Annotated in this window: 21 protein-coding genes; 12 read left to right on the top strand and 9 right to left on the bottom strand. The window is 41.4% G+C overall.

Annotated features, from left to right (window positions below; translation table 11 throughout):
- Positions 1–85: 85 nt before the first annotated feature.
- Positions 86–592, top strand: coding sequence for a nuclear transport factor 2 family protein (locus tag EWU21_RS10520; RefSeq protein ID WP_130896919.1), 507 nt, complete (start codon positions 86–88; stop codon positions 590–592).
- A 180-nt stretch (positions 593–772) separates the two neighbouring features.
- Here the strand turns inward: EWU21_RS10520 and EWU21_RS10515 are convergent, their stop codons facing one another.
- Positions 773–2,203, bottom strand: coding sequence for a circularly permuted type 2 ATP-grasp protein (locus tag EWU21_RS10515; RefSeq protein WP_130896918.1), 1,431 nt, complete (start codon positions 2,201–2,203; stop codon positions 773–775).
- Between the two features lie 149 nt (positions 2,204–2,352).
- Here EWU21_RS10515 and EWU21_RS10510 point away from each other — a divergent pair, with 149 nt between their 5' ends.
- On the top strand, positions 2,353–2,820 hold the full coding sequence (locus tag EWU21_RS10510) for a methylated-DNA--[protein]-cysteine S-methyltransferase (RefSeq protein ID WP_130896917.1): 468 nt from the start codon (positions 2,353–2,355) through the stop codon (positions 2,818–2,820).
- Between the two features lie 13 nt (positions 2,821–2,833).
- Positions 2,834–4,501 (top strand): PHP domain-containing protein, encoded by a 1,668-nt coding sequence (locus EWU21_RS10505; protein WP_130896916.1) that lies wholly within the window; start codon positions 2,834–2,836, stop codon positions 4,499–4,501.
- Here EWU21_RS10505 and EWU21_RS10500 read toward each other — a convergent pair.
- Positions 4,498–5,220 carry an LOG family protein gene (locus EWU21_RS10500; protein WP_130896915.1) on the bottom strand — a complete coding sequence of 241 codons (723 nt, stop codon included), beginning with the start codon at positions 5,218–5,220 and terminating at the stop codon, positions 4,498–4,500. The two genes, EWU21_RS10505 and EWU21_RS10500, sit on opposite strands and share 4 nt — an antisense overlap.
- Before the next feature lie 69 nt (positions 5,221–5,289).
- Here EWU21_RS10500 and rpiB point away from each other — a divergent pair, with 69 nt between their 5' ends.
- Positions 5,290–5,733 (top strand): ribose 5-phosphate isomerase B, encoded by a 444-nt coding sequence (gene rpiB, locus EWU21_RS10495; RefSeq protein ID WP_130896914.1) that lies wholly within the window; start codon positions 5,290–5,292, stop codon positions 5,731–5,733.
- Between the two features lie 2 nt (positions 5,734–5,735).
- Here rpiB and EWU21_RS10490 read toward each other — a convergent pair whose 3' ends face one another.
- Positions 5,736–7,103, bottom strand: a complete 1,368-nt coding sequence (locus EWU21_RS10490; protein WP_130896913.1) for a DUF6427 family protein — start codon at positions 7,101–7,103, stop codon at positions 5,736–5,738.
- A gap of 102 nt (positions 7,104–7,205) precedes the next feature.
- Between EWU21_RS10490 and rbfA the strand changes: the two genes are divergently transcribed.
- Together rbfA and EWU21_RS10480 are read left to right on the top strand one after the other, a co-directional pair.
- Positions 7,206–7,604 carry a 30S ribosome-binding factor RbfA gene (gene rbfA, locus EWU21_RS10485; protein ID WP_130896912.1) on the top strand — a complete coding sequence of 133 codons (399 nt, stop codon included), beginning with the start codon at positions 7,206–7,208 and terminating at the stop codon, positions 7,602–7,604.
- 11 nt (positions 7,605–7,615) lie between these two features.
- Complete coding sequence (locus EWU21_RS10480) at positions 7,616–8,851, top strand: ABC transporter permease (protein WP_130896911.1); 1,236 nt, start codon at positions 7,616–7,618, stop codon at positions 8,849–8,851.
- Here EWU21_RS10480 and EWU21_RS10475 read toward each other — a convergent pair.
- The 5 genes from EWU21_RS10475 to EWU21_RS10455 are packed head-to-tail and all read right to left on the bottom strand — an operon-like array spanning position 8,829 to position 12,646.
- Positions 8,829–10,067: a dicarboxylate/amino acid:cation symporter gene (locus EWU21_RS10475; protein ID WP_130896910.1), complete on the bottom strand. Its 1,239-nt coding sequence runs from the start codon at positions 10,065–10,067 to the stop codon at positions 8,829–8,831. The genes EWU21_RS10480 and EWU21_RS10475 overlap by 23 nt on opposite strands.
- Positions 10,064–10,519, bottom strand: a complete 456-nt coding sequence (locus tag EWU21_RS10470; RefSeq protein WP_130896909.1) for an SRPBCC family protein — start codon at positions 10,517–10,519, stop codon at positions 10,064–10,066. The genes EWU21_RS10475 and EWU21_RS10470 overlap by 4 nt, the downstream gene beginning before the upstream one ends.
- 1 nt (position 10,520) lies before the next feature.
- Positions 10,521–10,793 carry a hypothetical protein gene (locus EWU21_RS10465; protein WP_130896908.1) on the bottom strand — a complete coding sequence of 91 codons (273 nt, stop codon included), beginning with the start codon at positions 10,791–10,793 and terminating at the stop codon, positions 10,521–10,523.
- Complete coding sequence (locus tag EWU21_RS10460; protein ID WP_130896907.1) at positions 10,790–11,461, bottom strand: hypothetical protein; 672 nt, start codon at positions 11,459–11,461, stop codon at positions 10,790–10,792. Before EWU21_RS10460 ends, EWU21_RS10465 begins: the two co-directional genes overlap by 4 nt.
- A gap of 21 nt (positions 11,462–11,482) precedes the next feature.
- Entirely contained in the window at positions 11,483–12,646 is a 1,164-nt protein-coding gene (locus EWU21_RS10455) for a class I SAM-dependent methyltransferase (RefSeq protein ID WP_130896906.1), read from the bottom strand.
- 64 nt (positions 12,647–12,710) lie between these two features.
- Between EWU21_RS10455 and EWU21_RS10450 the strand changes: the two genes are divergently transcribed.
- The 3 genes from EWU21_RS10450 (at position 12,711) to truA (ending at position 16,501) form a co-directional block, all read left to right on the top strand.
- A complete protein-coding gene (locus EWU21_RS10450; protein WP_130896905.1) occupies positions 12,711–13,283 on the top strand; it encodes a nucleotidyltransferase family protein in 573 nt (190 codons plus the stop codon).
- A gap of 217 nt (positions 13,284–13,500) precedes the next feature.
- Entirely contained in the window at positions 13,501–15,732 is a 2,232-nt protein-coding gene (gene purL, locus EWU21_RS10445; protein WP_130896904.1) for a phosphoribosylformylglycinamidine synthase subunit PurL, read from the top strand.
- 4 nt (positions 15,733–15,736) lie between these two features.
- Positions 15,737–16,501 (top strand): tRNA pseudouridine(38-40) synthase TruA, encoded by a 765-nt coding sequence (gene truA, locus EWU21_RS10440; RefSeq protein ID WP_130896903.1) that lies wholly within the window; start codon positions 15,737–15,739, stop codon positions 16,499–16,501.
- Here truA and radA read toward each other — a convergent pair.
- A complete protein-coding gene (gene radA, locus EWU21_RS10435) occupies positions 16,473–17,852 on the bottom strand; it encodes a DNA repair protein RadA (RefSeq protein ID WP_130896902.1) in 1,380 nt (459 codons plus the stop codon). The two genes, truA and radA, sit on opposite strands and share 29 nt — an antisense overlap.
- Before the next feature lie 103 nt (positions 17,853–17,955).
- On the opposite strand from radA, the gene EWU21_RS10430 reads away from it, so the two are divergent.
- The 3 genes from EWU21_RS10430 to EWU21_RS10420 are packed head-to-tail and all read left to right on the top strand — an operon-like array spanning position 17,956 to position 22,615.
- Positions 17,956–18,594 carry a porin family protein gene (locus tag EWU21_RS10430; RefSeq protein WP_130896901.1) on the top strand — a complete coding sequence of 213 codons (639 nt, stop codon included), beginning with the start codon at positions 17,956–17,958 and terminating at the stop codon, positions 18,592–18,594.
- Positions 18,595–18,602: 8 nt separating this feature from the next.
- On the top strand, positions 18,603–19,628 hold the full coding sequence (gene pheS, locus EWU21_RS10425; RefSeq protein ID WP_130896900.1) for a phenylalanine--tRNA ligase subunit alpha: 1,026 nt from the start codon (positions 18,603–18,605) through the stop codon (positions 19,626–19,628).
- Positions 19,629–19,636: 8 nt separating this feature from the next.
- Complete coding sequence (locus EWU21_RS10420; protein ID WP_130896899.1) at positions 19,637–22,615, top strand: DUF2723 domain-containing protein; 2,979 nt, start codon at positions 19,637–19,639, stop codon at positions 22,613–22,615.
- The last annotated feature ends 114 nt before the right edge of the window (positions 22,616–22,729 follow it).

Raw genomic sequence — 22,729 nt, 5'->3', positions numbered from 1 at the left:
GGAACATAAATGAATCATTTTCGAACCTTCCTTTTCTTTCCTCTTTCCAAATTGCGTCATTGTTAAACATAAAATCTTTATTCAAATGAAAAAATTAGTCTTTGTATTTTTGACCATTTCAGCATTTGCATCTGGTCAATCCGTTTCAAATGAGGGTAATGCCGAAACCGGTTTTAATTCAGGGTATAACTTGGAGAAATCGCCAAACACAAAATGGGTTTTAAATTCTATTAAAGCCTTAGAAGCGTTGGATACCGTTACTTACAAATCTTTTTATGCACCTGAGGTGAAATTTCACGATAATCTCGAGGAAAAGAATTTAACTCAGAATGTGGCTTTTCTCAAGGTTTTAAAAGCGAATGGAATTTCTGTAAAATTTGAAAAAGTAGCTCCTATTTGGGAATACGTGCACAAGAACAAAAATATGAATGAAGCAAACAATTACGTGATATCCTACCAATATGCTGTATTAACGAAGGGTGACAAATCTATAAAAGTGGTTATAAGTGCGGTGGACCAGCTAAAAAATGGGAAAATTGTGGAGGAGTGGTTAGCCTATGACACAGCCGGCATTATGAGTTTATTCAAGTAGTAATTAATAGCTAGTTTTTTGTGGTCAGTATTCCGTGTCTACTCTCAAATACTCTCCATTCCTCCTGATATGTATTAATTATTCAGTGGCAAAATTATTTGATTCTTAATTTTTCCAGATATGTAGTAGGTTTTCGGGTTCTGAATCATTTGACCTGTCGACGATTCAGAACCCGAAGACCTAATACATAACCCACGTATCCTTCGACCCACCCCCCTGCGAAGAATTAACCACCAATGAACCTTTCCGTAAGGCCACTCGAGTTAACCCGCCTGGCATCACATTTACCCCATCTCCATACAAAATATAGGGCCTGAGATCCACGTGGCGACCTTCCGCGTGATCCTCGATTAGGCAAGGAACACGAGATAAGGAAATAGTCGGTTGGGCGATATAATTTCTAGGGTTGCTCAGGATGAGGGCTTTGAACTTTTCTTGTTCTTCCTTGGTGGATTTTGGCCCAATTAACATGCCATAACCACCTGCTTCATTTGCCTCTTTGACCACTAACTTTTCGATGTTAGCCAGTACATAGTTGCGATCCTCTTCTTCCGAGCAAATGTAGGTTTTGACGTTTTGAATGATCGGTTCCTCGTTTAAATAGTATTTAATAATGCGAGGTACGTAGGCATAAATCACTTTATCGTCCGCTACACCCGTTCCTGGGGCATTCGCTATGGCTACTTTTCCATTTTTATACACATCAAAAATGCCTGGAATTCCGATCATGGAGTCTGGATTAAAGACGGTAGGATCTAAAAAAGTGTCATCAATTCGGCGATAGATGACATCTACGATTTGAAAGCCTTTGGTGGTTCGCATTTTGACATAGCCCTCGTGAACCACTAAATCACGGGCGTCTACTAATTCCACCCCCATTTGTTGGGCAAGGTAGGAATGTTCGAAATAGGCAGAATTATAGATTCCTGGTGTTAAAACTACGACGGTAGGATCTGGGCGATCACTGATGAAGCGCAGCATTTCTAATAACTTATTTGGGTAGTCAGAAATGGGCCTGATTTGTGTCTTTGCGACGACTTCCGGGAAGGTTTGCTTTAATAGTTCCCGGTTTTCCATCATGTACGATACGCCGGATGGGCATCGTAGGTTATCTTCCAAAATCATGTACTCTCCATCGCTACCTCGAATCAAATCTGTTCCGGTGATGTGGATGTAGATGTTTTTGGCAGGTTTTATACCGATACAAGGCTTTAAAAAGTCTTTCGATGAGTGGATGACTTCGGCAGGAATGATTCCGTCTTTGATGATTTTTTGGTCTGAATAAATATCATTTAAGAATAAATTTAGTGCGGTGATGCGCTGAATTAATCCCTTCTCTATTTTTTCCCATTCCTTTGCCTCTACGATACGTGGAATGATGTCCACTGGCATAATGCGCTCGGTTCCTTCGTTTTCTGCATAGACATTAAAAGTGATTCCCATGGCCATTAAGGCTCTTTCTGCGGATTGTTGACGGCTTAAAAATTCTTCTTGGGATAATTGCTCTACGCGTTCTTTAAAGTGTTCGTATCCTAAACGGACACTCCCGTCCGCTTCGAACATTTCATCAAAAAACCCTTCCGGGTCGTAGTTTTTAAAGGAGAAATTCATGATAGGGTATATTAAAATGCTTGATATGAATATAATTTAGAATTTTATTTTTGTTTTGATTTTCCAAAGCAGTGATAATTTTCAATATTTCCAATATTAGCCTCTTAAATGTTGGAAATTTACCATTTTTTGTCTGAAATTGAGTCCTTATGCCAAATTCAGAATTTTATTTCTCAAGTCCGATCGGAATTTTACGTGTGGAATTAGCGGATGCCGGTTTGCGATCTTGTTCTTTTGTGGAGGTAGAAGAATCAGAAAAGAATTTTCATTCTGTTGAAATTCAGCTGATTAAAGAAATTTTGGAAACTTATTTTAAAACGGGTATCCTACAGGAATACCAGATAGACCCTTCGGTAGGAACACTTTTTCAACAAAAAGTCTGGGCGGCATTACGAGAAATCCCTACCGGTACTACGGCTACTTATGCTGAAATTGCCAAGCGATTAGAAATGCCTAAAGGCGCTCAGGCGGTAGGGAATGCGAATGGCCAAAACCCGATTTTACTCTTCCATCCTTGCCACCGTGTCATAGGATCTACCGGTAAACTCGTAGGCTATAGTGGAGGATTATGGCGGAAGGAATGGTTGCTTGCAAAGGAGGGTGCCACTTTATTTTAGTTTATATTTGTCTATGGATAATGATCAAATCGTCGACGCGCTCGAGCTACTTGTTAAGCTTTGGGATTTACATGGTGTAAACGAGTTCAAAAGTAAGAATCTAGCTTTCGCAGCGCGTGGCCTGGATAAATTCCCTGGTCTAATTTCTTCTTTACCAGAATCCGAATTACTAGCTATTCCGGGGGTAGGTAAAGTAGTGGTGCAAATTGTACAAGATGTCGCAGCGACAGGAACGTGTCCTGATTTAGAACAGATCATTGAACAGACTCCTCCTGGTTTACTGACCTTATTGAAGATAAAGGGCTTAGGTCCTAAAAAGGTGCGAACCATTTGGCAGGAATTACAAATAACTGAAATTGATGATTTGTTAGCCGCTTGCGAAGATGGGCGATTAGCTATGCTAAAAGGATTTGGTGGCGCAGTGGTGGAAAGTGTCACGCTGAATATCCATTTCATTAAATCAAATTCTAGCAAATTGCGTATCAATAAAGCGCAAGATTTAGCGGATGAAATCGCACAAGAACTCAAGGCTTTTTTCTCTCAAGTATCCATTGCAGGGGAATTGCGCCGAAATTGTGAAGTGATTAACTCGTTGGTATTTTTAGTGGAAACGGATGATTTATTTGGAGCTTCTGGGCTGCTGCAATCAGTGGATAGGTTAGAAGAGGATCTGAAGGAATCATCTCCTTTTACTTGGAGAGGTTTCGCAAAGGGTCATTTGATTCCCATCGAAATTCACTTTGCTTCTACTGGAGAATGGGTGACAAAATTATTTGCCCTATCAGCTTCGCCAGATCACTTAGCTCAAGTTCACTTTTACGAGCGTTTTGAGGGAAAAGAGTTGAAAGAAGAATCAGAAATCTACACCTCCCAACACTTGCCTTTTATCGTACCTGAGATGCGCGAAGGTTTACAGGAATTTGATTGGTTCACTAAAAAAGGGGATAAGTCTCTAGTGGAATACCGTGATTTGCGCGGCTGCTTGCATAACCACTCGACCTATTCCGATGGAAAAAATACCTTAACTGAAATGGCAGAAGCTTGCCGCGACTTAGGACTAAGTTATTTCGGGATTGCAGATCACTCGAAATATGCAGCCTATGCGGGAGGTTTGAAAGAGGAGGATGTGCAACGTCAGCACGAAGAAATAGATCATTTGAATACGCAGTGGTCCGATTTTCAGATCTTAAAAGGAATTGAATCGGACATCTTGCCCGATGGTAGCTTGGATTATGATCCTTCCATTTTAGCCTCTTTCGACTACGTGGTGGCCTCCGTGCATGCTGGTTTAACCATGGATTTAGAGAAAGCAATGCCACGTGTGCTGAAGGCAATTGAAAATCCATATACGTCTATTCTTGGCCATCCAACAGGTCGTTTGTTGTTAGCTAGACCAGGATTTCCTTTACAGATGTCCAAGATTTTAGATGCTTGTAAAGCGAATGGAGTTAGTATTGAATTAAATGCCAGTCCGTATCGATTAGACCTAGACTGGCGTCACCTCTATGAAGCGATGGATAAAGGGGTGTTTGTGTCCATCAACCCGGATGCTCATGCCATTGCCGGTTTACGGGATATGGAATGGGGTGTCAGAGTGGGGCGTAAAGGAGGTTTGTTAAAAGAATTGACTTTGAACGCTTTGCCTTTGGCAGATATCAAACACTTTTTCGCTAAAAACTAGAAATTCGGTTTCAGTAAATACTTCGCATAGAAGTCGTCGATTACGCGCACGGCCTCCGTGGGAGTGTCTACTAAAGCAAATAGTTCCAAATCTTCTTCGTGGATATTTCCTGCAGCGACCATCGTCTTTTTCATCCAGTCGATTAAGCCATTCCAATAGTCTTTTCCCACTAAAACTACCGGGAATCGACCTATTTTGTGAGTTTGGATCAGGGTCAAAGATTCAAACATCTCATCCAACGTTCCGAAACCACCCGGCATAATGATAAACCCTTGTGAATATTTCACGAACATCACTTTGCGCACAAAGAAGAAGTCGAAATTCATATTTTTATCTGAATCGATGTAAGGATTTGGAGTTTGCTCAAAGGGTAATTCAATGTTCAAGCCCACGCTGCGGCCTCGTTCACTGGCTGCTCCTTTGTTACCAGCCTCCATGATTCCAGGCCCTCCACCGGTGATGACACCATATCCGTGGCGTACTAATTTGGCAGCTATTTCTTCCGCTATTTTATAGTAAGGACTATCTGGGCTGGTTCGAGCAGATCCGAAGATGGAAACACAAGGGCCGATTTTAGATAATTTATCGATTCCCTCTACGAATTCACTCATAATTTTGAAAATACGCCAAGACTCCTCTGATTTAATCTGAGCCCAGGTTTTGTCGCCAAAAGCTTGTTTAATTTTCTCTTCTTCCTCTTTCCAGTTATTCTTCGTCATATTTTTAAAAATTGTTTCCTAAATGTAGGACTATTCCTTTTACCTTTGCAAAAAATAAATCACAATTTCATGAATGCTCCTTTCAGTTTCGCAGTAGGCGGTGATCACGCCGGTTTTGATTACAAGAATGATTTAATCGCTTTTTTAGAGGCCAAAGGCATCTCGGTAAAAGATTGCGGTACCTATTCTGCTGATTCTGTGGACTATCCCGATTTTGCACATCCAGTAGCTGATGCGGTAGAGAAAGGGGAGGTGAATTTTGGTTTATTATTATGTGGTAGCGCTAATGGTGTGGCGATTACCGCTAATAAACACCAAGGTATTCGCGCTGGCTTAGCTTGGAATACTGAAGTAGCTGCTTTAGTTCGTCAGCACAATGATGCGAATGTATTATGTCTTCCGGTACGTTTTATCTCTTTAGAGGAAGCGAAAGCTTGTTTACAGGTGTTTTTAGATACTCCTTTCGAAGGAGGTCGTCACCAAGGTCGAGTGAACAAAATTTCTTGCTGCTAAGCTTATTTCTTTTTGTACAATTTAGGACTTACTAACACATATTGTTGCGTGATGTGGGGAAGGTGTTGCCCTATTTTGGCAAAATACCCTTCCGAATCATAAATGTAGGTAGGTTGATCTTTCACAAAATAGTCCTGTACAATAATGACGTTCTTATACGAATCTAGCTGGCTTAAGAGGGGTTTTGCTAAATCCCAATTAACAAAAGGTCCAGCCATTTGATTGTGCAGGTATTCCTGGATTTCTGGCCCTAATATGAGTAACTTTTGACCATTTACCGGAATCTTGTCGGGTGTTTTAGCGGCTATTGCTAAGCTGGACTGATCTTGTTTTGCGGTGAAAAATACCGCGGAGAGTAGCAGAACGAAGGTGAGTTCCTTTTGCCAATTTTTCTTGATAAGGTAAAATAAATTAAGTCCGAAATAAGCCAAAGGAGGTAATAATAATACAAAATTAATCCGATGGTAAGAGGGGAAATTCGCCATCGATATAAAGCTAAAGAAGAACCAGATAATCGTAGTCTGTTGTGCCTTCTGTGCATGTGCTCTAATTTTAGGATTCCCTACGACCTGGTACAAACCCGCTATACCCATCACGATGGCGGGAGCAAAACTGAAGAGTACTAATTTGCTTTCCTGCCAAGAGATCAAATGAAAGGTAAAGGCCGAATTACGATATACTTGCCACAGATAAGGGAGGTTTCCCCGAAAGGAAAAAACTAAACTGGCGATAGTGAGTATAAATAGATAGCCGATTAACACTAAAATGATTTGTCTAATCGAAACACCTGAATAAAATAATAAACTGAGGATTGCCCAAGGGAATAACCAGAAGTAAGCAGGGAAAAAGAGGGTGGCGGTAGCTAAATAGATCCCCACTAAAAATACCCGATCATTCACTAATAGCGTTTTCTGCTGTTGAATAATTTCTTTCCATGCTAATAGGATAAAGGTTAGGCCCATTAAGGCAGGATCAGGTACATGGAATTCCGCGCTTAAATGGAATAACAAGAGGTATACACCGAAGGCAAGCCCTCCTAATTTAGGCATTAAATCAAATTCTGCGATTGTAGTGTGAAAGAGGTAGGCCTGTGTGGAGATGAATAGGAAGGCCACATACGGATTATACGAAAGCGGAATGGATAAAAAATCAAGTAATTGATAAAATCCAGTTGCAAAAGGTCCCGTATTGTCACGAATGTCTTTGTAAAGGCGGAATCCTTGATTTAGTTTTTGGCCAATTAAATAGTTTTTAATCTCCCAAGGGAAATAGCTAAATCCCTGCTGAGTATGCAGAAAAGCAAAAAGCCCACCTAAAACCACAAAGAGTAGGAGAGATAGAAGACTATTGGATTTAATAAATTGTAACATATTTAGCTAAACGAAGCCCTAAATTACGGTGATTCCAATTATTATTATGAAATTTGCAGGTGTTTTTTGAGATAAAAAGACCTAGAAAAATAGAGAGCAAGCATGGAAACGAAGCGTCAGCAAAAATTTGGCCGTCAAATACAGAAAGATTTAAGTGATATATTTCAAAAAGAATTTAAAATGCTTTTTGGAAACGGCATGGTGACCGTAACGGAAGTGAAAATTAGTCCTGATCTTTCCGTAGCCCGTTGTTATTTAAGCTTTTTGCTTATCGATGATCGCGAGGCAGTGATGGACCAAATTGAACTTCAAAATAAGGCTATTCGAAATGCCTTATCGAATCGCATTCGCAAGCAGGTGCGCATTATTCCCAACCTTGTCTTTTTCTTAGACGACACCGCTGCTTATGCGGCTAAAATTGAAGCCTTATTCGAAGGATTAGTCATTCCACCTGCAGAGGAGGGAGATGTTCCTAATCGGGTGGCAGACGAAATTGATTAATTCTGATTCAGATGGGAGTTTCCTTATTTGTTGCGAAAAGGTATTTTTTTTCTCCATTTAAGGCGAGTTTTATCACCTTAATCTCCCGAATCTCGATGATTGGGGTAGGCGTTGAGGTGATGGCTTTGGTGCTTATCTTATCTGTATTCAATGGCTTAGAAGATTTCCAAAAAGGCCTATTTAAAACCTTTGATCCTGATTTAAGTATTGTTTCAGTCTCAGAAACGCGCTTCACATTAAGTCCTTCACAACTACAACAGATCGCTTCGATTTCAGGTGTACGCTCTGTTCAACCCCTCCTAGAAGATCAAGCGCTCATTCGCTATAACGGCAAGCAATTAGTGGTCACCTTAAAAGGGGTAGACTCCTCTTTTATTGCCTCTCAACGCTTGAAAAACCAGGTGGTGGAAGGTGATTACCTGTTGGAATACGATGGACATCCTTTCGGGATGGTGGGTGCAGGTGTATTTATGGCAATGGGAATGAATTTTGAAGATATTTATCACCCAATTGAGGCCTGGTATCCGAATCAAAAAGCTTTGGCTAAATTCCAAGTGAATGTGGATGCGGCTAACCAGAAAGGTTTTTTCCCTTCAGGTGTTTTACAAGTAGAGCAGACTTTTGATAATCAGATGATTTTAGTTCCGTTGAACTGGATGCGTGAACTGACTGTAGCGGATTCAGCTACGGTTTCTCGTTTCGAAATCATGTTAGCTGAGGGGGTTCAAGAAACGGAGGTACAATCAGCGATCCAAAAAATAGTAGGTGTACCATTCCAAGTGCAAACACGCGATCAACAGCACGCCATTCTTTTAAGAGCCATTAAGATTGAGAAGTTATTTGTTTTTATTTTGATGGTCTTCATCATGGGAATTGCCTCTTTTACGCTTTTTTATGCCCTTTCCTTATTAGTAATTGAAAAGCGAAAAGACCTTCGTACTTTATTAGCTATGGGAATGACACCCAAGCAAATGATGCAAATTTTTCTTTCCGTTGGACTATTTATAAGTTTCTCCGGGGCGGTTGTAGGAATGGGTTTGGGTTTTGCCCTGGGCTGGATACAACAAACGTTCGGAATTATCCCTTTAGGAATCCCGAACGCTTTAATTGATGCCTATCCCATTCAGATGGAATGGTTTGACTTTTTAATGACTGCTTTAGTGGTGATGGTTATCACCTTTTTAGCCTCTATTATTCCGGCACGCAAAGCCGTTCAAATGACCTTTAATCAGCTAAAGGCGGATTAAATTCTCCTTCCCATTTCGAAACCACACACGTAGCAACGCCATTTCCAGCTACTGAAGTAACCGTTCTGCCCATATCTAAGAACGGGTCAACTCCTAATAACAGTGCAATACCTTCTGCTGGAAGATTAAACATCGTAAGGGTTCCTGCGATAATCACGAGTGAGGCGCGAGGTACGCCGGCGATACCTTTGGACGTTATCATTAAGGTTAATAACATCGTGATTTGTTGCTCTAAACTTAAATGAACGCCATAAGCCTGGGCAATGAATCCGGTTGCAAAGGTCATATACAACATCGAACCATCTAGGTTAAAACTGTATCCTAAAGGTAAAACAAAACCCACAATACGTCTACTACAACCGAATTTCTCCAAGGCAGCGATTGTTTGAGGAAAGGACGCCTCCGAGCTTGCCGTTGAAAAGGAGATTAATAAAGCCTCCTTTAATTCCTTTAGTAATTTCCAATATGGAATGCCATTGACTAAACAAATGATCCATAAAATCACGACAGTGAAGAATAAAAGACCACCCATAAAGCAAAGCATCAAATAGCCATAGCTGATTAAAATGCTTAATCCTTTGTTCGCTACCACCGTTGTCATGGCTGCGAATACGGCATATGGAGCTACTTCCATCACATAATTAACCATTTTAAAGATGACCTCGGCTAAATTTTCGATGACGTGAATTAATCGTTTTCCTACTTCACCAATAGAGCCTAGTGCGACACCAAAGAATAGGGAGAAGATGACAATTTGAAGGATTTCATTTTCTGCCAAAGCCTTAAAAAAGCTGTCTGGGAAGATATGTAAGATGAAGTCTTCCATTGTTTTGGCTTTAGACGAATCGATACCCGTTTCTGTTCCAGCGGCCGGTTTAGGCCAGCTTTGCAAGCTACCTGGTTGAGTTATGTTTACGACTACCAATCCCGTTACTAAGGAAAGAATCGTGGCAAAGTAGAAATACCCAATAGTTTTAATTCCAATACGGCCTACCGCCTTGAAATCGCCTAATTTCGCGATTCCTACGACCAAAGTACAGAAGACTAATGGACCTACGATCATCTTAATGAGGCGAAGGAAGATCTTGGAAACAATTTGAACTTTAGCCCCTAAATCGTGGCTAACTTCTGGCGCAAAATAAAGGAAAAAGAACTCTCCCAGCACTAAGCCTAAGATAAAGCCAATAATAATTTTATTCGTTAAAGTTAATTTCATAGTGCGTTGACGAGGGATAAATACTTTTTATAAAATGGTTTTCTGTAGAAAATCATTCCCCAAAGAAAGGGGAAAAGAAGGTAATTCAAAAATGCATTACGTGTATCGAATGAAATTTCATCGATAATCTCGCAGGCACCTTCAGAGGTTTTCTTTACTCGATGCTTGTGTTGCCAGTACTGTAACCCAAAAGGCATTTTGACTCCTTGGTCAATAAAATACCATTCATTGTCCGTTTCTTGGTCCTCTGTGATGAGGGAACTCCAAGTGACTTTCATGAAAACTAGGTTAATAACAAGAATGACATTATCACCTTTTTTGCAACCGTCAAAGCGCTGCAAAGCGACTGTAGGGAAGGGAGGGGATAATTTAACTAGGAGTTCAGCGGTAAAAAGTTCTTTTACATGGCTGAGCGGAGCTTGAACAGGAGTGGAAATGGAGTAGGATAGCATATTAGGCTACCAAGATTTTTAACAAAGTCGCAAAAAAGGTTTTTATACCTAAAGCCACATAGTTAGCCCAACCTGTACTTTCCTCTGAAGCTTCCAGCGAATCTTGCTCTGCTGGTAATTCGCTCGGAACAACTTTTGAGGGATTCTCAGCTGCCATCTTGGCTGTTGAGTCAGTTTGAATCGTTTTTGCCTTCGGATTAAGTGCAGAATATTCCACTCTTCCAAAGTTGCAAAATAGTGATATCGTGAAAAGGGCGATGATCAGTTTCTTCATTTGATTTTTTGTTTTGCCGTTTCTACCGCCGTTTTTTGTGCTGCAATTTCCTCTTCCTTCGTTTTTTGATCCACTTTATTTTGCACTTGATTGGTTAATATCTTTTCTTTTTCGATTTTAGCTTCTTTTAATCGCTCTTCTAAGTTGTTGATTTGGCGCGCATTAGAGTCCAATTCACGGATTAAACGTTCCGCCTGTTTGCTATTTTTAGCCTGCGCAGAGATTAATTCCGCTAATTTATTTTCCTCAACTCTTACCGCTTCTTCTAATTCCACGATTTTGATAAAGTCCTCTATCCAAGTACTTGTCTCACTCAATTTTGCGTGTCCAGTTTGGATGTATTCGTCCGTTCCTGTGGCAATGGAGACGAATAATTTCACTTTCTTATTCTCTTCTGATACTTTAGAAACAACGATTAATGGCTTGTCTGAAATACTCGTGATCATGATATCGGAACTTGAAAAGGAGCCATTTTTACCTTCTATCACTTTGCCGAATTTACTTAAATAGGCCTTCCAGCTAGCTCTAGCAAATTTTTCTTGTGTAGAAAGGAAGGTGTACACTCCCTCTTTCTTAGACTTATCGATTTCGGACATTCCTGAAAAAACTTGAGCTGACGCATTGAATGCAAAAGCTGATAGGAAAAGTAGGATAGCGATCTTCTTCATAAGGTGAAATTTTTATTAAAGTTAGGAGATTTTTTTAGCTAGGACAACCTTGTTTTTGTTTGCTTGATCTCTGAAAGCGAAAAGAGTCAATTCTCCTCCATCTTTCAATTGGAATTTCTTCCGTATTTCATCGGCCTTGATGGGGAAATTCCGAGTGGAAATATTCGCTTTTCCCGCAGGCAATACCATTTTAATCCATTTTTTTTCCAAAGGTCCCTCCGCTAACACCCTAAACGTTCTCCCCGCAAAATTAGTATGCAGCTCCATTGAAGTATACAAATGGGTATTAGGGGCTATTTTTTGTAACCCTTTTCCTACTGATTTGAAGAATCCAGCTTTCAGCACACCCGCGTGAGGTTCATATAGGTAGTTTGATACAGGGCAGAAGTCGCATATGCTTGCAGATTCAATGGATTTTTTACCTTTAAATAGTAGTGAATCAGCTTGAGATAATTCGATTACTTCGATGGTAGGATCTTCCGAAGATTGCGATGTCTTTAAAAAGAGCAACTCTTTTACCTCATTTTTAACGCAGACAATATAGATTTTTTCTACCCCTTGTAATTCCTTCGTAGCCCGATTTAAATCCAATAGGGGACTCGTTTTTATCAACAAACTGGTTTTTTCGTTGATGAAGGGAATTAATTCCAAAGCATTAGGTTCGCAATCTTTTAATAGAACGACTTTGTTTCCAGCGCCATCTCTTCTGGCGGGATCTACATAAAGGAAGTCGAATAATTCCGCACTCTCTGAAAGCCGGTTTAAGCTGTCACCTGTGTGATGCTGGATTTTTCCTGCTTTTAGAACTGAATGGTTATAAGCGGTGATTTTAGCAAGTTCTTCCTGTCTCTCGATATATTCCACATCGCAGCCTGCTTGCGCGAATGCATAACTATCTAAGCCCATTCCTCCAGTTAGATCCGCGACTTTTCCGTGTAAGAGGGAGGCTTTAAAGTGAGCAGTTTCTTCAGAAGAGGATTGTTCTAGTGCCAAAAAAGGAGGGAAAAATACCCTTTCATTCGCCACCCAATGAGGCATTTTGTCTTTAAGTTTTTGCCTGGCTTTTATTTGGCCCACTAAAGTAGGAACGTCTAGACCTGGGTATTTTGATGCTTCTAGGGCAACCGTAACGGGATCCCTGTGGAGGTTTTTATGAATAAATTGGATTTCGTTTTCTTGAAGCATTCCCTAAAATTAGCACCTATGCTTTAATTATTTTTATTTAAATTAGTGAAATTCAAAAGAGCAGATGACTGGATTAATTTTAGCGGCAGGCGCTTCGTCTCGTTTAGGAGAAGCCAAACAATTATTAGTGTACCAAGGGCAAAGCCTGTTAGAGCGTTCGATTCGCCTGGCATTTAGTGTTTGTCAGGATGTTCAAGTTTGTTTAGGGGCGGAGGTGGATCAGTCGATTGCCATTATCGAGCAGATGCAAATAGAGTTTCCTGCCTTGACTTTTGTGCAAGTGGAACACTGGGACAAAGGAATGGGGGAATCGCTGGCCGTGGGTTTACGGACAATTGATATCTCTAAAGATGTTTTAGTCCTACTGTGTGATTTACCTTTCTTAACTTCGACTCATTTAAAAAATCTCACCTCTTTAGCTAATCCTGAAAGAGCCATCGTTGCTTCTTTTCAAGGAGTTAATTCGCCACCTGTACTCATTCCATCCGCGTTACGCCCTTTATTTAACCGTTGGAGTGGTGATCAAGGATTAGGAAAATTTTGGCGCCAAAATCCCATGCTCTGCGAAATCATTCACTTCTCCGATAAATTCCGTGATGTCGATGTTCCGGAGGATCGGGAGTATTGGGGGATTTAAAGAAAGTCGCAGACTTTCTTTAAGTGGTAAATGGTTAGTGGTAAATGGTGAATGGGATGGTAAATGGTGAGTGGTAAATGGGAGATGGGATGGTAAATGGTGGATGTTGAATGGAGAATGCGTCGATTTTCAATAAAAATCATTTATCATTTACCATTTACCACTTACCATTTAGCAAGATTTCCTATCTTTGCATTTCAATTTTAAACTCAATTAAGTGGAATCAATCGGAACCCTTCCCACCGTCGAAACAGCCAAAAAATTAGGATTATTGCCCGAAGAGTATGATCGCATTCAGGAGATTTTAGGTCGCAAGCCTAATTTTACCGAATTATCGATTTTCTCTGTCATGTGGTCTGAGCACTGTAGCTATAAGAATTCAATCGTTTGGTTGAAGACTTTGCCTAAAGACTCACCACGTATGCTAGCGAAAGCGGGAGAGGAAAATGCCGGTTTGGTTGATTTAGGAGATGGTTTAGGTTGCGCTTTTAAGATTGAATCACACAATCACCCGTCTGCATTAGAGCCTTACCAAGGGGCGGCGACAGGGGTGGGTGGTATCAACCGTGATATTTTCACGATGGGTGCGCGTCCGATTGCGCAATTGAATTCTTTACGTTTTGGTAATATAGATTTAGCGAAAACGAAGTGGTTAGTGAAAGGTGTGGTGAAGGGGATTGGTGATTACGGTAATGCCTTTGGAATTCCTACCGTGGGTGGTGAGGTTCAATTTGATGATTGTTATAATGTGAATCCGCTCGTAAATGCGTTTTCAGCGGGTATATTAAAAGTAGGTACGCAGGCGTCTGCTATTTCCTATGGTGTGGGTAACCCAGTGTTTATCGTGGGTTCTGCGACAGGTAAAGATGGAATCGGTGGGGCTAGTTTTGCCTCCGAAGATATTACGGCGAAGTCGTCGGAGAAATTACCTGCGGTTCAAGTAGGGGATCCATTCCAGGAGAAATTATTGTTAGAAGCTTCTTTGGAAATCATCGAAGCAGGTTGCGTGATTGGTATTCAAGATATGGGTGCGGCGGGTATTATTTGCTCGACTTCTGAAATGTCTGCGAAAGGAGAACATGGAATGATTATTGACCTTTCCAAAGTTCCTACACGTCAACCTAACATGCAGCCATTCGAGATCTTGTTATCCGAGTCTCAGGAGCGTATGTTAATCGTAGTAGAAAAGGGTCGTGAGCACGAAGCGAAACGTATTTTTGACAAGTGGGATCTAAATTGTGAGCAAATTGGTACCGTGACGGATACAAAACGTCTTGAATTCTATCAAGATGGCGTTTTGGTGGCGGATGTTCCTGCAGATGATTTAGTATTAGGTGGAGGTGCTCCAGTTTACCACCGTGAGTACAAAGAGCCTGCATACTTCCAAGAATTCAAGAAATTTAAGATAGATTCTGTAGTTGATTTACCTAAGGAAGAATTGCCTAAAGCATTGAACTACATGATGAATCACCCGAATATCGCTTCTAAGAAGTGGGTGGCTCAACAATACGATTCATCGATTGGCCGTGCGAATCGTAATACCAATGCACCTTCGGACGCAGCGGTGGTGAAAGTACATGGTTCTCAAAAATCGATTGTAATTACGGTAGATTGTAATTCACGTTATGTGAACGCCGATCCAGAAGAGGGATGTGCGATGGCAGTAGCGGAAGCGGCTCGTAACATCGTCTGTTCAGGTGGTGTGCCGGTGGCGATTACGAACTGCTTGAACTTTGGTAATCCATACGTTCCAGAAGTATACTGGCAATTTGTGGGTGCGATCAAAGGGATGAAAAAATCGTGTGAGGCGTTCGAAACACCGGTTACAGGTGGTAACGTTTCCTTCTACAATCAATCTTCTGACGAAGGTCCTGTATTCCCTACGCCTACCATTGGTATGTTGGGTATATTAGAGGATCCAGCGAATAAGATGACGTTAGACTTCAAAAAAGAAGGTGATGCGATCTATTTAGTAGGTGAATCTGTGAATGATATAGCGTCATCTGAATATGTGTATTCTTACAAGGGTATCAAAGCAACTCCAGCACCGCATTTTGATTTAGCAACTGAACAAAAGGTACAAAAGGCGATTTCAGCTTTAATCACCAATAAATTAATTGAATCAGCTCACGATGTGTCTGATGGTGGCTTGTTAGTGACATTAGCGGAATCTTCTTTCCCTCGTGGTTTAGGATTTAATGTGACTTCAGATGCGGCGATTCGCCAAGATGCATTCTGGTTTGGAGAAGCGCAATCACGTGTGGTGGTTTCAGTGGATGCTTCTAAGAAAGCGGCTTTTGAAGCGGCTTTACAAGCTCAAGGAGTTCAATTCTCAGCTTTAGGAACTGTTCAAGGAACAGATATGGTAGCTGATGGTGCAAAATTATCAACAGTCGCTGCAGCGTATCAATCCTTTGATACAGCACTAGAAACTGCTCTAATGAAATAAGTAAATGAGCCGCTATCTACTCGCTTTTTCGTACGATGGCGGCTCTTTTCATGGCTACCAAATTCAGCCTAACGCAACGACGGTTCAGTCGGTTTTGCAAGACAAATTAAGTTTATTACTCGGTTCACCGCTTGAAATTGTAGGAAGTTCTCGTACAGATACGGGCGTGCATGCTCATCAGCAGTTTGCTCACTTCGATTTGCCTTCTGGGAAAACAGTGAAAGAAAACTGGGTATTTCGGTTAAACCGAATGTTGCCTGACTCTTTAGCGGTTCAGGGAATTTACCAGGTAGCGGATGATTTTCATGCGCGTTTTGCAGCCCTTTCGAGGACCTATGAATACCGTATTAGTCCCGCGAAGAGTCCTTTTAATGCGAAATATGCCTATCGTTTCGGCGTTGAATTAGATGTAGACGCGATGAATGAGGCAGCTTCTCTGTTTTTTCAGCACACAGATTACCAATGTTTTTCCAAAGTTAAAACAGAAGTAGCAACCTTTGAATGTACTATTATGCAGGCTTCTTGGGCTTGGAGAGGAGAAGAACTGGTATTTACGATTCAAGGCAATCGATTCTTGCGTGGAATGGTAAGAGCGGTGGTAGGTACGCTGCTTGAGGTAGGGCAGGGGCGCTTGAATAAAACGCAATTGCAAGAAATTTTAGATTCTAAAGACCGCTGCAAAGCCGGTCGTGCCGTTCCAGCTCACGGATTACATCTCTTAGAAGTGGAATATCCAGCGACTATTTTTGACGCCAAATGTGCAGGATAACATCTAATAAAGTGGCAGCTGATTGTACCTTGATTTTATTCGGCTTATAATTCAAGCCTTTTAAGTTGTACTTGCTAATCCAGATTTCCTTAAAGCCTAATTTCTCTGCCTCAGCGATTCGCTGATCTATTCGAGTAACGGAACGTAATTCTCCTCCTAATCCCACCTCTGCCGCAAAACAGATGGAAGAGTCGATGATTTTGTCTTCATAAGAAGAAACTAAGGACAGGCAAGTGGCTAGATCCAACGCTGGGTCATCTACCCGAATACCGCCCGTGATATTCAAGAAAACATCTTGGGTCGCTAATTTATAGCCGCCTCTTTTCTCTAAAACGGCGATCAACATGCTTAAACGCTTGCCATCATAACCGTTGGCTGTTCTTTGGGCATTACCATAAGAGGAGGAACTTACTAAAGATTGAATTTCCACTAAAAGTGGACGATTTCCCTCCATTAGGGTACCAATGGCGATTCCTGACGAAGGTTCGTCGCGCTGAGACAAGAGGATTTCAGATGGGTTAGTGACAGGTCGTAATCCGCTTCCGAGCATTTCGTAGATACCTAATTCGGAAGTAGAACCAAAACGATTTTTCGTCGTGCGTAAGATGCGGTAGATCATATGGCGATCTCCTTCGAATTGTAAGACGGTATCTACTAGATGTTCTAGGGCTTTAGGGCCGGCGATGGAACCTTCTTTGGTAATATGGCCTACTAAGAAAATGGGCGTCCCACTTTCTTTCGCAAAACGCATTAATTCCAAAGCACATTCTCGTATTTGAGAAACAGAGCCAGGACCTGACTCTATTTGGTCTGAAAACAAAGTTTGTATCGAATCAACAATGATTAATTCAGGCTCAAGGTCAACTAGGTGCCTAAAGATCGATTGTGTATTGGTCTCTGTAAGTATGTATAATGACTCAGATTTCGCCGCTAAGCGATCCGCTCTTAGTTTAATTTGTTGTTCCGATTCTTCCCCTGTGACGTATAAAACACGCGTTTGGGTTAAGGAAAGGGCTACTTGCAATAAAAGGGTTGATTTACCGATGCCCGGTTCTCCACCGATTAACACTAAGGAGCCAGGAACGATGCCGCCCCCTAAAACCCGATTGAATTCGGGGTCAGAGCAAGTCAATTTAGGTAAGTTTTCGAAGCTGACTTCGTTCAATAACTTAGGCTTCGCGGCTGATTTCGGACTTCCTTTGGTCTTCCAAACTTCTGCCGGATGATTCGTTGCTTCCACTAATTCTTCCACAAACGTATTCCATTCTCCACAAGAGGGACACTTACCTAACCACTTCGGCGCGGAGTGACCACACGATTGACAGAAAAAAGACGTTTTAGCTTTGGCCATTTGGGGGAGGAATATTTATGCTCAAATTTACGCTTTGATTTCGTTTTTTCTTTTTTTTCGGATGAAAAAGGATAATTTTACAAGTTAATAAAACACAACAGCCATGAAAGCTCTAAAATCATTGATGACGATGACCCTTTTAGTGGGTATCCTATCTGTAGCCACAGCTCAAAAGCACTCTCGTGCGGATTATTTCCGAATTGGAATAAAGGGAGGGGTAAATCTTTCCTCCGTCAAAGTGGCTAGCCTAAGCGCTAATTTAGAAAATAAGACGGGTTATCAATTAGGTGCATTTGCGCGCATTGGCCGTACTGTTTTCTTTCAACCGGAAGTGTATTTTGCAGCTAAAGAAGTGAATGTAGATGTCCTCAATTCCCTAACAACGAATCAGGGTGTAGTAGGATTTTCTCAAAAATCATTGGACGTACCATTGCTTCTAGGAGTCAAATTAGGACCCTTACGTGTGATGGCCGGACCGGTGGCAACATACGCCATTTCTGCTTCCACCAATCCTGACGCGGCAGTTAAATCCTATTTCTCTGGGACTACTCAAGAGATTATCAATCGCTCTAGCTTTTCATATCAAGCAGGCGTAGGTTTTGATATTTTGAATTTATCTCTAGACTTACGTTACGAAGGAGCGATGTCAGAATTGAATAATACGATAGCCGTTCCTAACGGATTTAACTATTCTCAAAAACCGAGTTATTACCAGGCGACTATTGGTTTCCGCATTTTATAATTACACAAATGAATGAACAAATAAAGGCTCTTCAGGCCGAAATTGACGCTTTTGTTATTTCGAATGAAGGCGAATTAGACTCTTTTCGTAATCAATTTGTCGGACGAAAGAGCCGCTTAGCATCTCTTTTTGATGAGTTGAAAAATGTGCCAGCAGAGAATCGCCGGGAGGTAGGTCAAGCCTTGAATGGGTTGAAAAATTCCGCGGAGACAAAGTTCGAAGAGGCTCAAGAAGCTTTTGCAGGTAATACAGCTGACTTTGAGGTTCCCTCTGATTTAACCGTCTATAACCCGATTTCGCAAGGAAGCCTTCATCCGTTGACGAAGGTGAGAGCGCGTATTTTGGAGATATTTAACCGGATGGGTTTCTCGGTTTCTGATGGACCGGAGATCGAAACGGATTTCTATAATTTTACAGCCTTAAACTTCCCAGCGAATCACCCGGCAAGAGAGATGCAAGATACCTTCTTTATTGAAAAAGGGGCAGGAGAGATACAAGATGACGTTTTATTGCGTACGCACACCTCTAACGTGCAGATTCGTTTAATGCAACACCAAAAGCCACCGATTCGCTCGGTGATGCCGGGTCGTGTCTATCGAAATGAGGCTATCTCAGCGCGCGCCCATTGCCTTTTCCACCAAGTGGAAGGGCTCTATGTGGACGAGCAAGTAAGTTTTAAAGATCTGAAGGATACCTTATATCATTTTGCCAAAGAGATGTTTGGGAAAGACACAAAAGTGCGTTTCCGTCCGTCTTATTTCCCTTTCACAGAGCCTAGCGCTGAAATGGACATCACGTGTCTATTGTGCAAAGGCGATGGTTGCAATGTGTGCAAAGGAGCTGGTTGGGTAGAGATTGCCGGTGCTGGAATGGTGGATCCGAATGTATTAGAAAATGTGGGAATTGACTCGAAGAAATATAATGGCTTTGCTTTTGGAATGGGTATCGAGCGTATTACGATGTTAAAATACCAGATCAAAGACTTACGTCTATTCACGGAGAATGACGTGCGATTCTTAAAACAGTTTAATTAATCTGACCTATGTGGAGTTTTAAAAAGTTGAATAATTGGACGGGTTGGGGAGTTTTCCTGATTGCGCTCATTACCTATACGATGACAGTGGAGCCTACGGCCTCTTTTTGGGACTGTGGAGAGTTCATTGCCTGTGCTTATAAATTACAAGTACCTCACCCTCCCGGGGCTCCTTTGTTCTTATTATTAGGACGAATGTTCTCTTTACTTGCGCTGGGTGATGTAACGAAAGTGGCTTATTGGGTCAATATGTTATCGGTGTTGAGTAGTGCGCTGACTATTTTATTCTTGCATTGGACGATTGTGATGATCGGTCGCAAGATGATCAAGAAGTCGTTTGAAGACTTGAATGCGAATGAGCGTTTTGGTTTATTGGCTTCCGGTGTGGTAGGATCTTTGATTTACACGTTCTCTGATACGTTTTGGTTCTCAGCAGTCGAAGCAGAGGTATATGCGATGTCGTCTTTCTTTACGGCGATTGTGGTTTGGGCAGCGTTCAAGTGGGAGTTAGTGGAGGATCGGGCAGAATCAAATCGTTGGATTTTGTTCATTGCCTATTTAGTGGGATTGTCGATTGGGGTCCACTTGTTGAACTTAGTGACGCTTCCGGCTTTGGGATTATTGTATTATTTCAAACGCTACGAGAAACCTACGTTAACGGGTGGGGTGATTTCGATTTTAGTTGCGCTCTTCATTTTAGGTATCATTAATGCTGGAATCATTCCGGGTTTACCTAGTTTGGCCTTCCAATTTGAGTTGACTTTCGTGAATACATTGGGATTCTCGTATGGTTCAGGAGCGATTGTTTTCTTGATATTATTGATTGCAGCGGTGGTTTTTGGGATACGTTATTCGTATGCCAAAGGAAAGGAAGTACTCAACGTAGCCCTATTCTCATTCGTTTTCTTATTGATTGGTTATTCTACCTATACGGTAGCATTAGTGCGTTCAGGTTATAATACGCCTATTAATGAGAATGATCCGAGTAATATCTTAAACTTCTTAAAGTACCTAAAACGCGAGCAATATGGCGAGCGTTCGTTGATTTACGGCCCTGTTTACACGGCAGAGGTAACTGGATACAAAGAAGGAGCGGAAACACCTATCTACAAAATGAAGGAGGGGAAATACGTAGAATACACAAAGAAACCGGTGTATGAATACGATAAGACCCAAATGATGTTATTACCTCGCGTTTATTCTAATCAGGCGAATCACGTGAAGCTGTACCAAGAGATGCTTGGGATCCCAGCAGGAGAGAAGCCTAGTTTTGGCAAGAACCTAGAATTCCTATTTACGCATCAATTAGGGCATATGTACATGCGCTATTTACTGTGGAACTTCGTGGGGCGCGAAAGTGATTTCCAAGATGCTTGGGCCATCAATACCTTTGAGGATACGTCGAAATTACCGGATATCTTACGCAACAATAAGGCGCGTAATAATTACTTCTTCTTACCAATCATCTTCGTATTACTAGGGTTTTTCTACATGTTGCGCAAGAACGATAAGGACCTATTGGTGACGATATTAATGTTCGTATTAACCGGAGTTGCCTTAACCGTTTACCTGAATTCGCCACCTACAGAGCCGCGTGAGCGTGATTATATCTTCGTGGGTTCTTTCTACTTCATGTCGATTTGGGCAGGATTTGCGGTGATGCAGATACTAGAGTTTATTCAGAAGTTTGTGAAAGCAGATAAGGCCAAATGGGCGATTGTTGCTTTATTAGGGTTAACGGCTCCGGCGATTTTGGCCCAACAAAACTGGGATGACCACGATAGAAGCGGTCGTGTGCACCAAATTGATTTTGCAAAAAACCTATTGAATTCTTGCGCACCTAACGCGATTCTATTTACGGGTGGGGATAATGATACATTCCCGCTTTGGTATGTACAAGAAGTAGAAGGATTCAGAACAGACGTTCGGGTTTGTAACTTGTCTCTTTTAGGGACGGACTGGTACATCGATCAAATGAAGCGCAAGACCTATGAATCTCAGCCATTACCTATCCAATTAACGAAGGATCAACTAATGGAAGGGGTAAATGACCAGATTTTATTTAATCCCAAAGAAGGTTTGACTGCGATGTCTTTGCCGGACTATTTGGACTTATTGCATAAAGACAGTCCATCGATTCAAGAGCAAACGCAATTAGGCGAAACGATCAATACCTTACCTACGGATTCGGTGGTCATTCCAGTAGATATCGCTGCGGTGGCTAAAACGAATTGGTTCCCTAAGCAATTCGTTCCCTACATGTCACCAGCGCTAGGTTGGAAATTACCTTCGCACAATATCTACAAAGGGGAATTGATTCAATTAGAGATCATCTCAAACAACGCAGTCTCAGGCTGGAAACGTCCGATCTATTTTGCATCTACTTTACCTAATGACCAATATTTAGGATTAAAGGAGTCGATGCAATTAGAAGGCTATGCGTATCGTTTAATGCCATTCAAGATTCCTGGCGCGAATGATGGCTACGTAAATACCCAAATCATGTCTGATAACATCTTGAAAAAGATGTATTGGAAAGGTCTGGATAATGATAAGATCTATTACCATGGTGATTTCTATTTAGGAATCCCATCTGTGACGGCTCGTTTAAGCGTGTACCGCTTAGCTGACCAATTAGTCCGCGAAGGAAGTTTAGCTCAGGCGAAAAAGGTCTTGGATTATTTGGACCAAAAAATGCCTGATAAAGTGATTCCTTACGATCAATTCTCTGCTTCGATGGTGGAATTGTATATTGCTGTGGGTGATGCTACCTCTGCGCTTAGAATTGCAAAACGCATGGTAGATCGCGATGATCAATTATTAGATTACTACTTAGATGGTCGCTATGCGTACCACGAACGAGATGTTCAAATAGCCATCTACGAAATGAACTTAGTCGTATCAGCTTTAAAGGCTTCGAAGGTGAATCCTGCGAAATACCAGGCATTGGAGGCGAAGTTTACGAAGCAGATGGGTAGGCTTCAGTAAATCAAATACCAAAGAGCAAAGTTCAATGCTCAAATTTGGAATAAAAAAAGCGGCATTTGCCGCTTTTTTTATGATTTACTAATGTTTGCTCTTTGAACTTTGGACTTTGCTCTT

The sequence above is a fragment of the Aquirufa antheringensis genome (genome assembly GCF_004307425.1).
GTDB lineage: Bacteria > Bacteroidota > Bacteroidia > Cytophagales > Spirosomataceae > Aquirufa > Aquirufa antheringensis.
Note: the sequence above shows the minus strand (reverse complement) of the source record. Positions and strands in the feature narration are given on the sequence as shown.

Excerpts from the sequence above, each read along its gene's own strand:
- EWU21_RS10520 (WP_130896919.1), top strand. The coding sequence starts at position 86 with ATGAAAAAATTAGTCTTTGTATTTTTGACCATTTCAGCATTTGCATCT.
- EWU21_RS10515 (WP_130896918.1), bottom strand. The coding sequence starts at position 2,203 with ATGAATTTCTCCTTTAAAAACTACGACCCGGAAGGGTTTTTTGATGAA.
- EWU21_RS10510 (WP_130896917.1), top strand. The coding sequence starts at position 2,353 with ATGCCAAATTCAGAATTTTATTTCTCAAGTCCGATCGGAATTTTACGT.
- EWU21_RS10505 (WP_130896916.1), top strand. The coding sequence starts at position 2,834 with ATGGATAATGATCAAATCGTCGACGCGCTCGAGCTACTTGTTAAGCTT.
- EWU21_RS10500 (WP_130896915.1), bottom strand. The coding sequence starts at position 5,220 with ATGACGAAGAATAACTGGAAAGAGGAAGAAGAGAAAATTAAACAAGCT.
- rpiB (WP_130896914.1), top strand. The coding sequence starts at position 5,290 with ATGAATGCTCCTTTCAGTTTCGCAGTAGGCGGTGATCACGCCGGTTTT.
- EWU21_RS10490 (WP_130896913.1), bottom strand. The coding sequence starts at position 7,103 with ATGTTACAATTTATTAAATCCAATAGTCTTCTATCTCTCCTACTCTTT.
- rbfA (WP_130896912.1), top strand. The coding sequence starts at position 7,206 with ATGGAAACGAAGCGTCAGCAAAAATTTGGCCGTCAAATACAGAAAGAT.
- EWU21_RS10480 (WP_130896911.1), top strand. The coding sequence starts at position 7,616 with ATGGGAGTTTCCTTATTTGTTGCGAAAAGGTATTTTTTTTCTCCATTT.
- EWU21_RS10475 (WP_130896910.1), bottom strand. The coding sequence starts at position 10,067 with ATGAAATTAACTTTAACGAATAAAATTATTATTGGCTTTATCTTAGGC.
- EWU21_RS10470 (WP_130896909.1), bottom strand. The coding sequence starts at position 10,519 with ATGCTATCCTACTCCATTTCCACTCCTGTTCAAGCTCCGCTCAGCCAT.
- EWU21_RS10465 (WP_130896908.1), bottom strand. The coding sequence starts at position 10,793 with ATGAAGAAACTGATCATCGCCCTTTTCACGATATCACTATTTTGCAAC.
- EWU21_RS10460 (WP_130896907.1), bottom strand. The coding sequence starts at position 11,461 with ATGAAGAAGATCGCTATCCTACTTTTCCTATCAGCTTTTGCATTCAAT.
- EWU21_RS10455 (WP_130896906.1), bottom strand. The coding sequence starts at position 12,646 with ATGCTTCAAGAAAACGAAATCCAATTTATTCATAAAAACCTCCACAGG.
- EWU21_RS10450 (WP_130896905.1), top strand. The coding sequence starts at position 12,711 with ATGACTGGATTAATTTTAGCGGCAGGCGCTTCGTCTCGTTTAGGAGAA.
- truA (WP_130896903.1), top strand. The coding sequence starts at position 15,737 with ATGAGCCGCTATCTACTCGCTTTTTCGTACGATGGCGGCTCTTTTCAT.
- radA (WP_130896902.1), bottom strand. The coding sequence starts at position 17,852 with ATGGCCAAAGCTAAAACGTCTTTTTTCTGTCAATCGTGTGGTCACTCC.
- EWU21_RS10430 (WP_130896901.1), top strand. The coding sequence starts at position 17,956 with ATGAAAGCTCTAAAATCATTGATGACGATGACCCTTTTAGTGGGTATC.
- pheS (WP_130896900.1), top strand. The coding sequence starts at position 18,603 with ATGAATGAACAAATAAAGGCTCTTCAGGCCGAAATTGACGCTTTTGTT.
- EWU21_RS10420 (WP_130896899.1), top strand. The coding sequence starts at position 19,637 with ATGTGGAGTTTTAAAAAGTTGAATAATTGGACGGGTTGGGGAGTTTTC.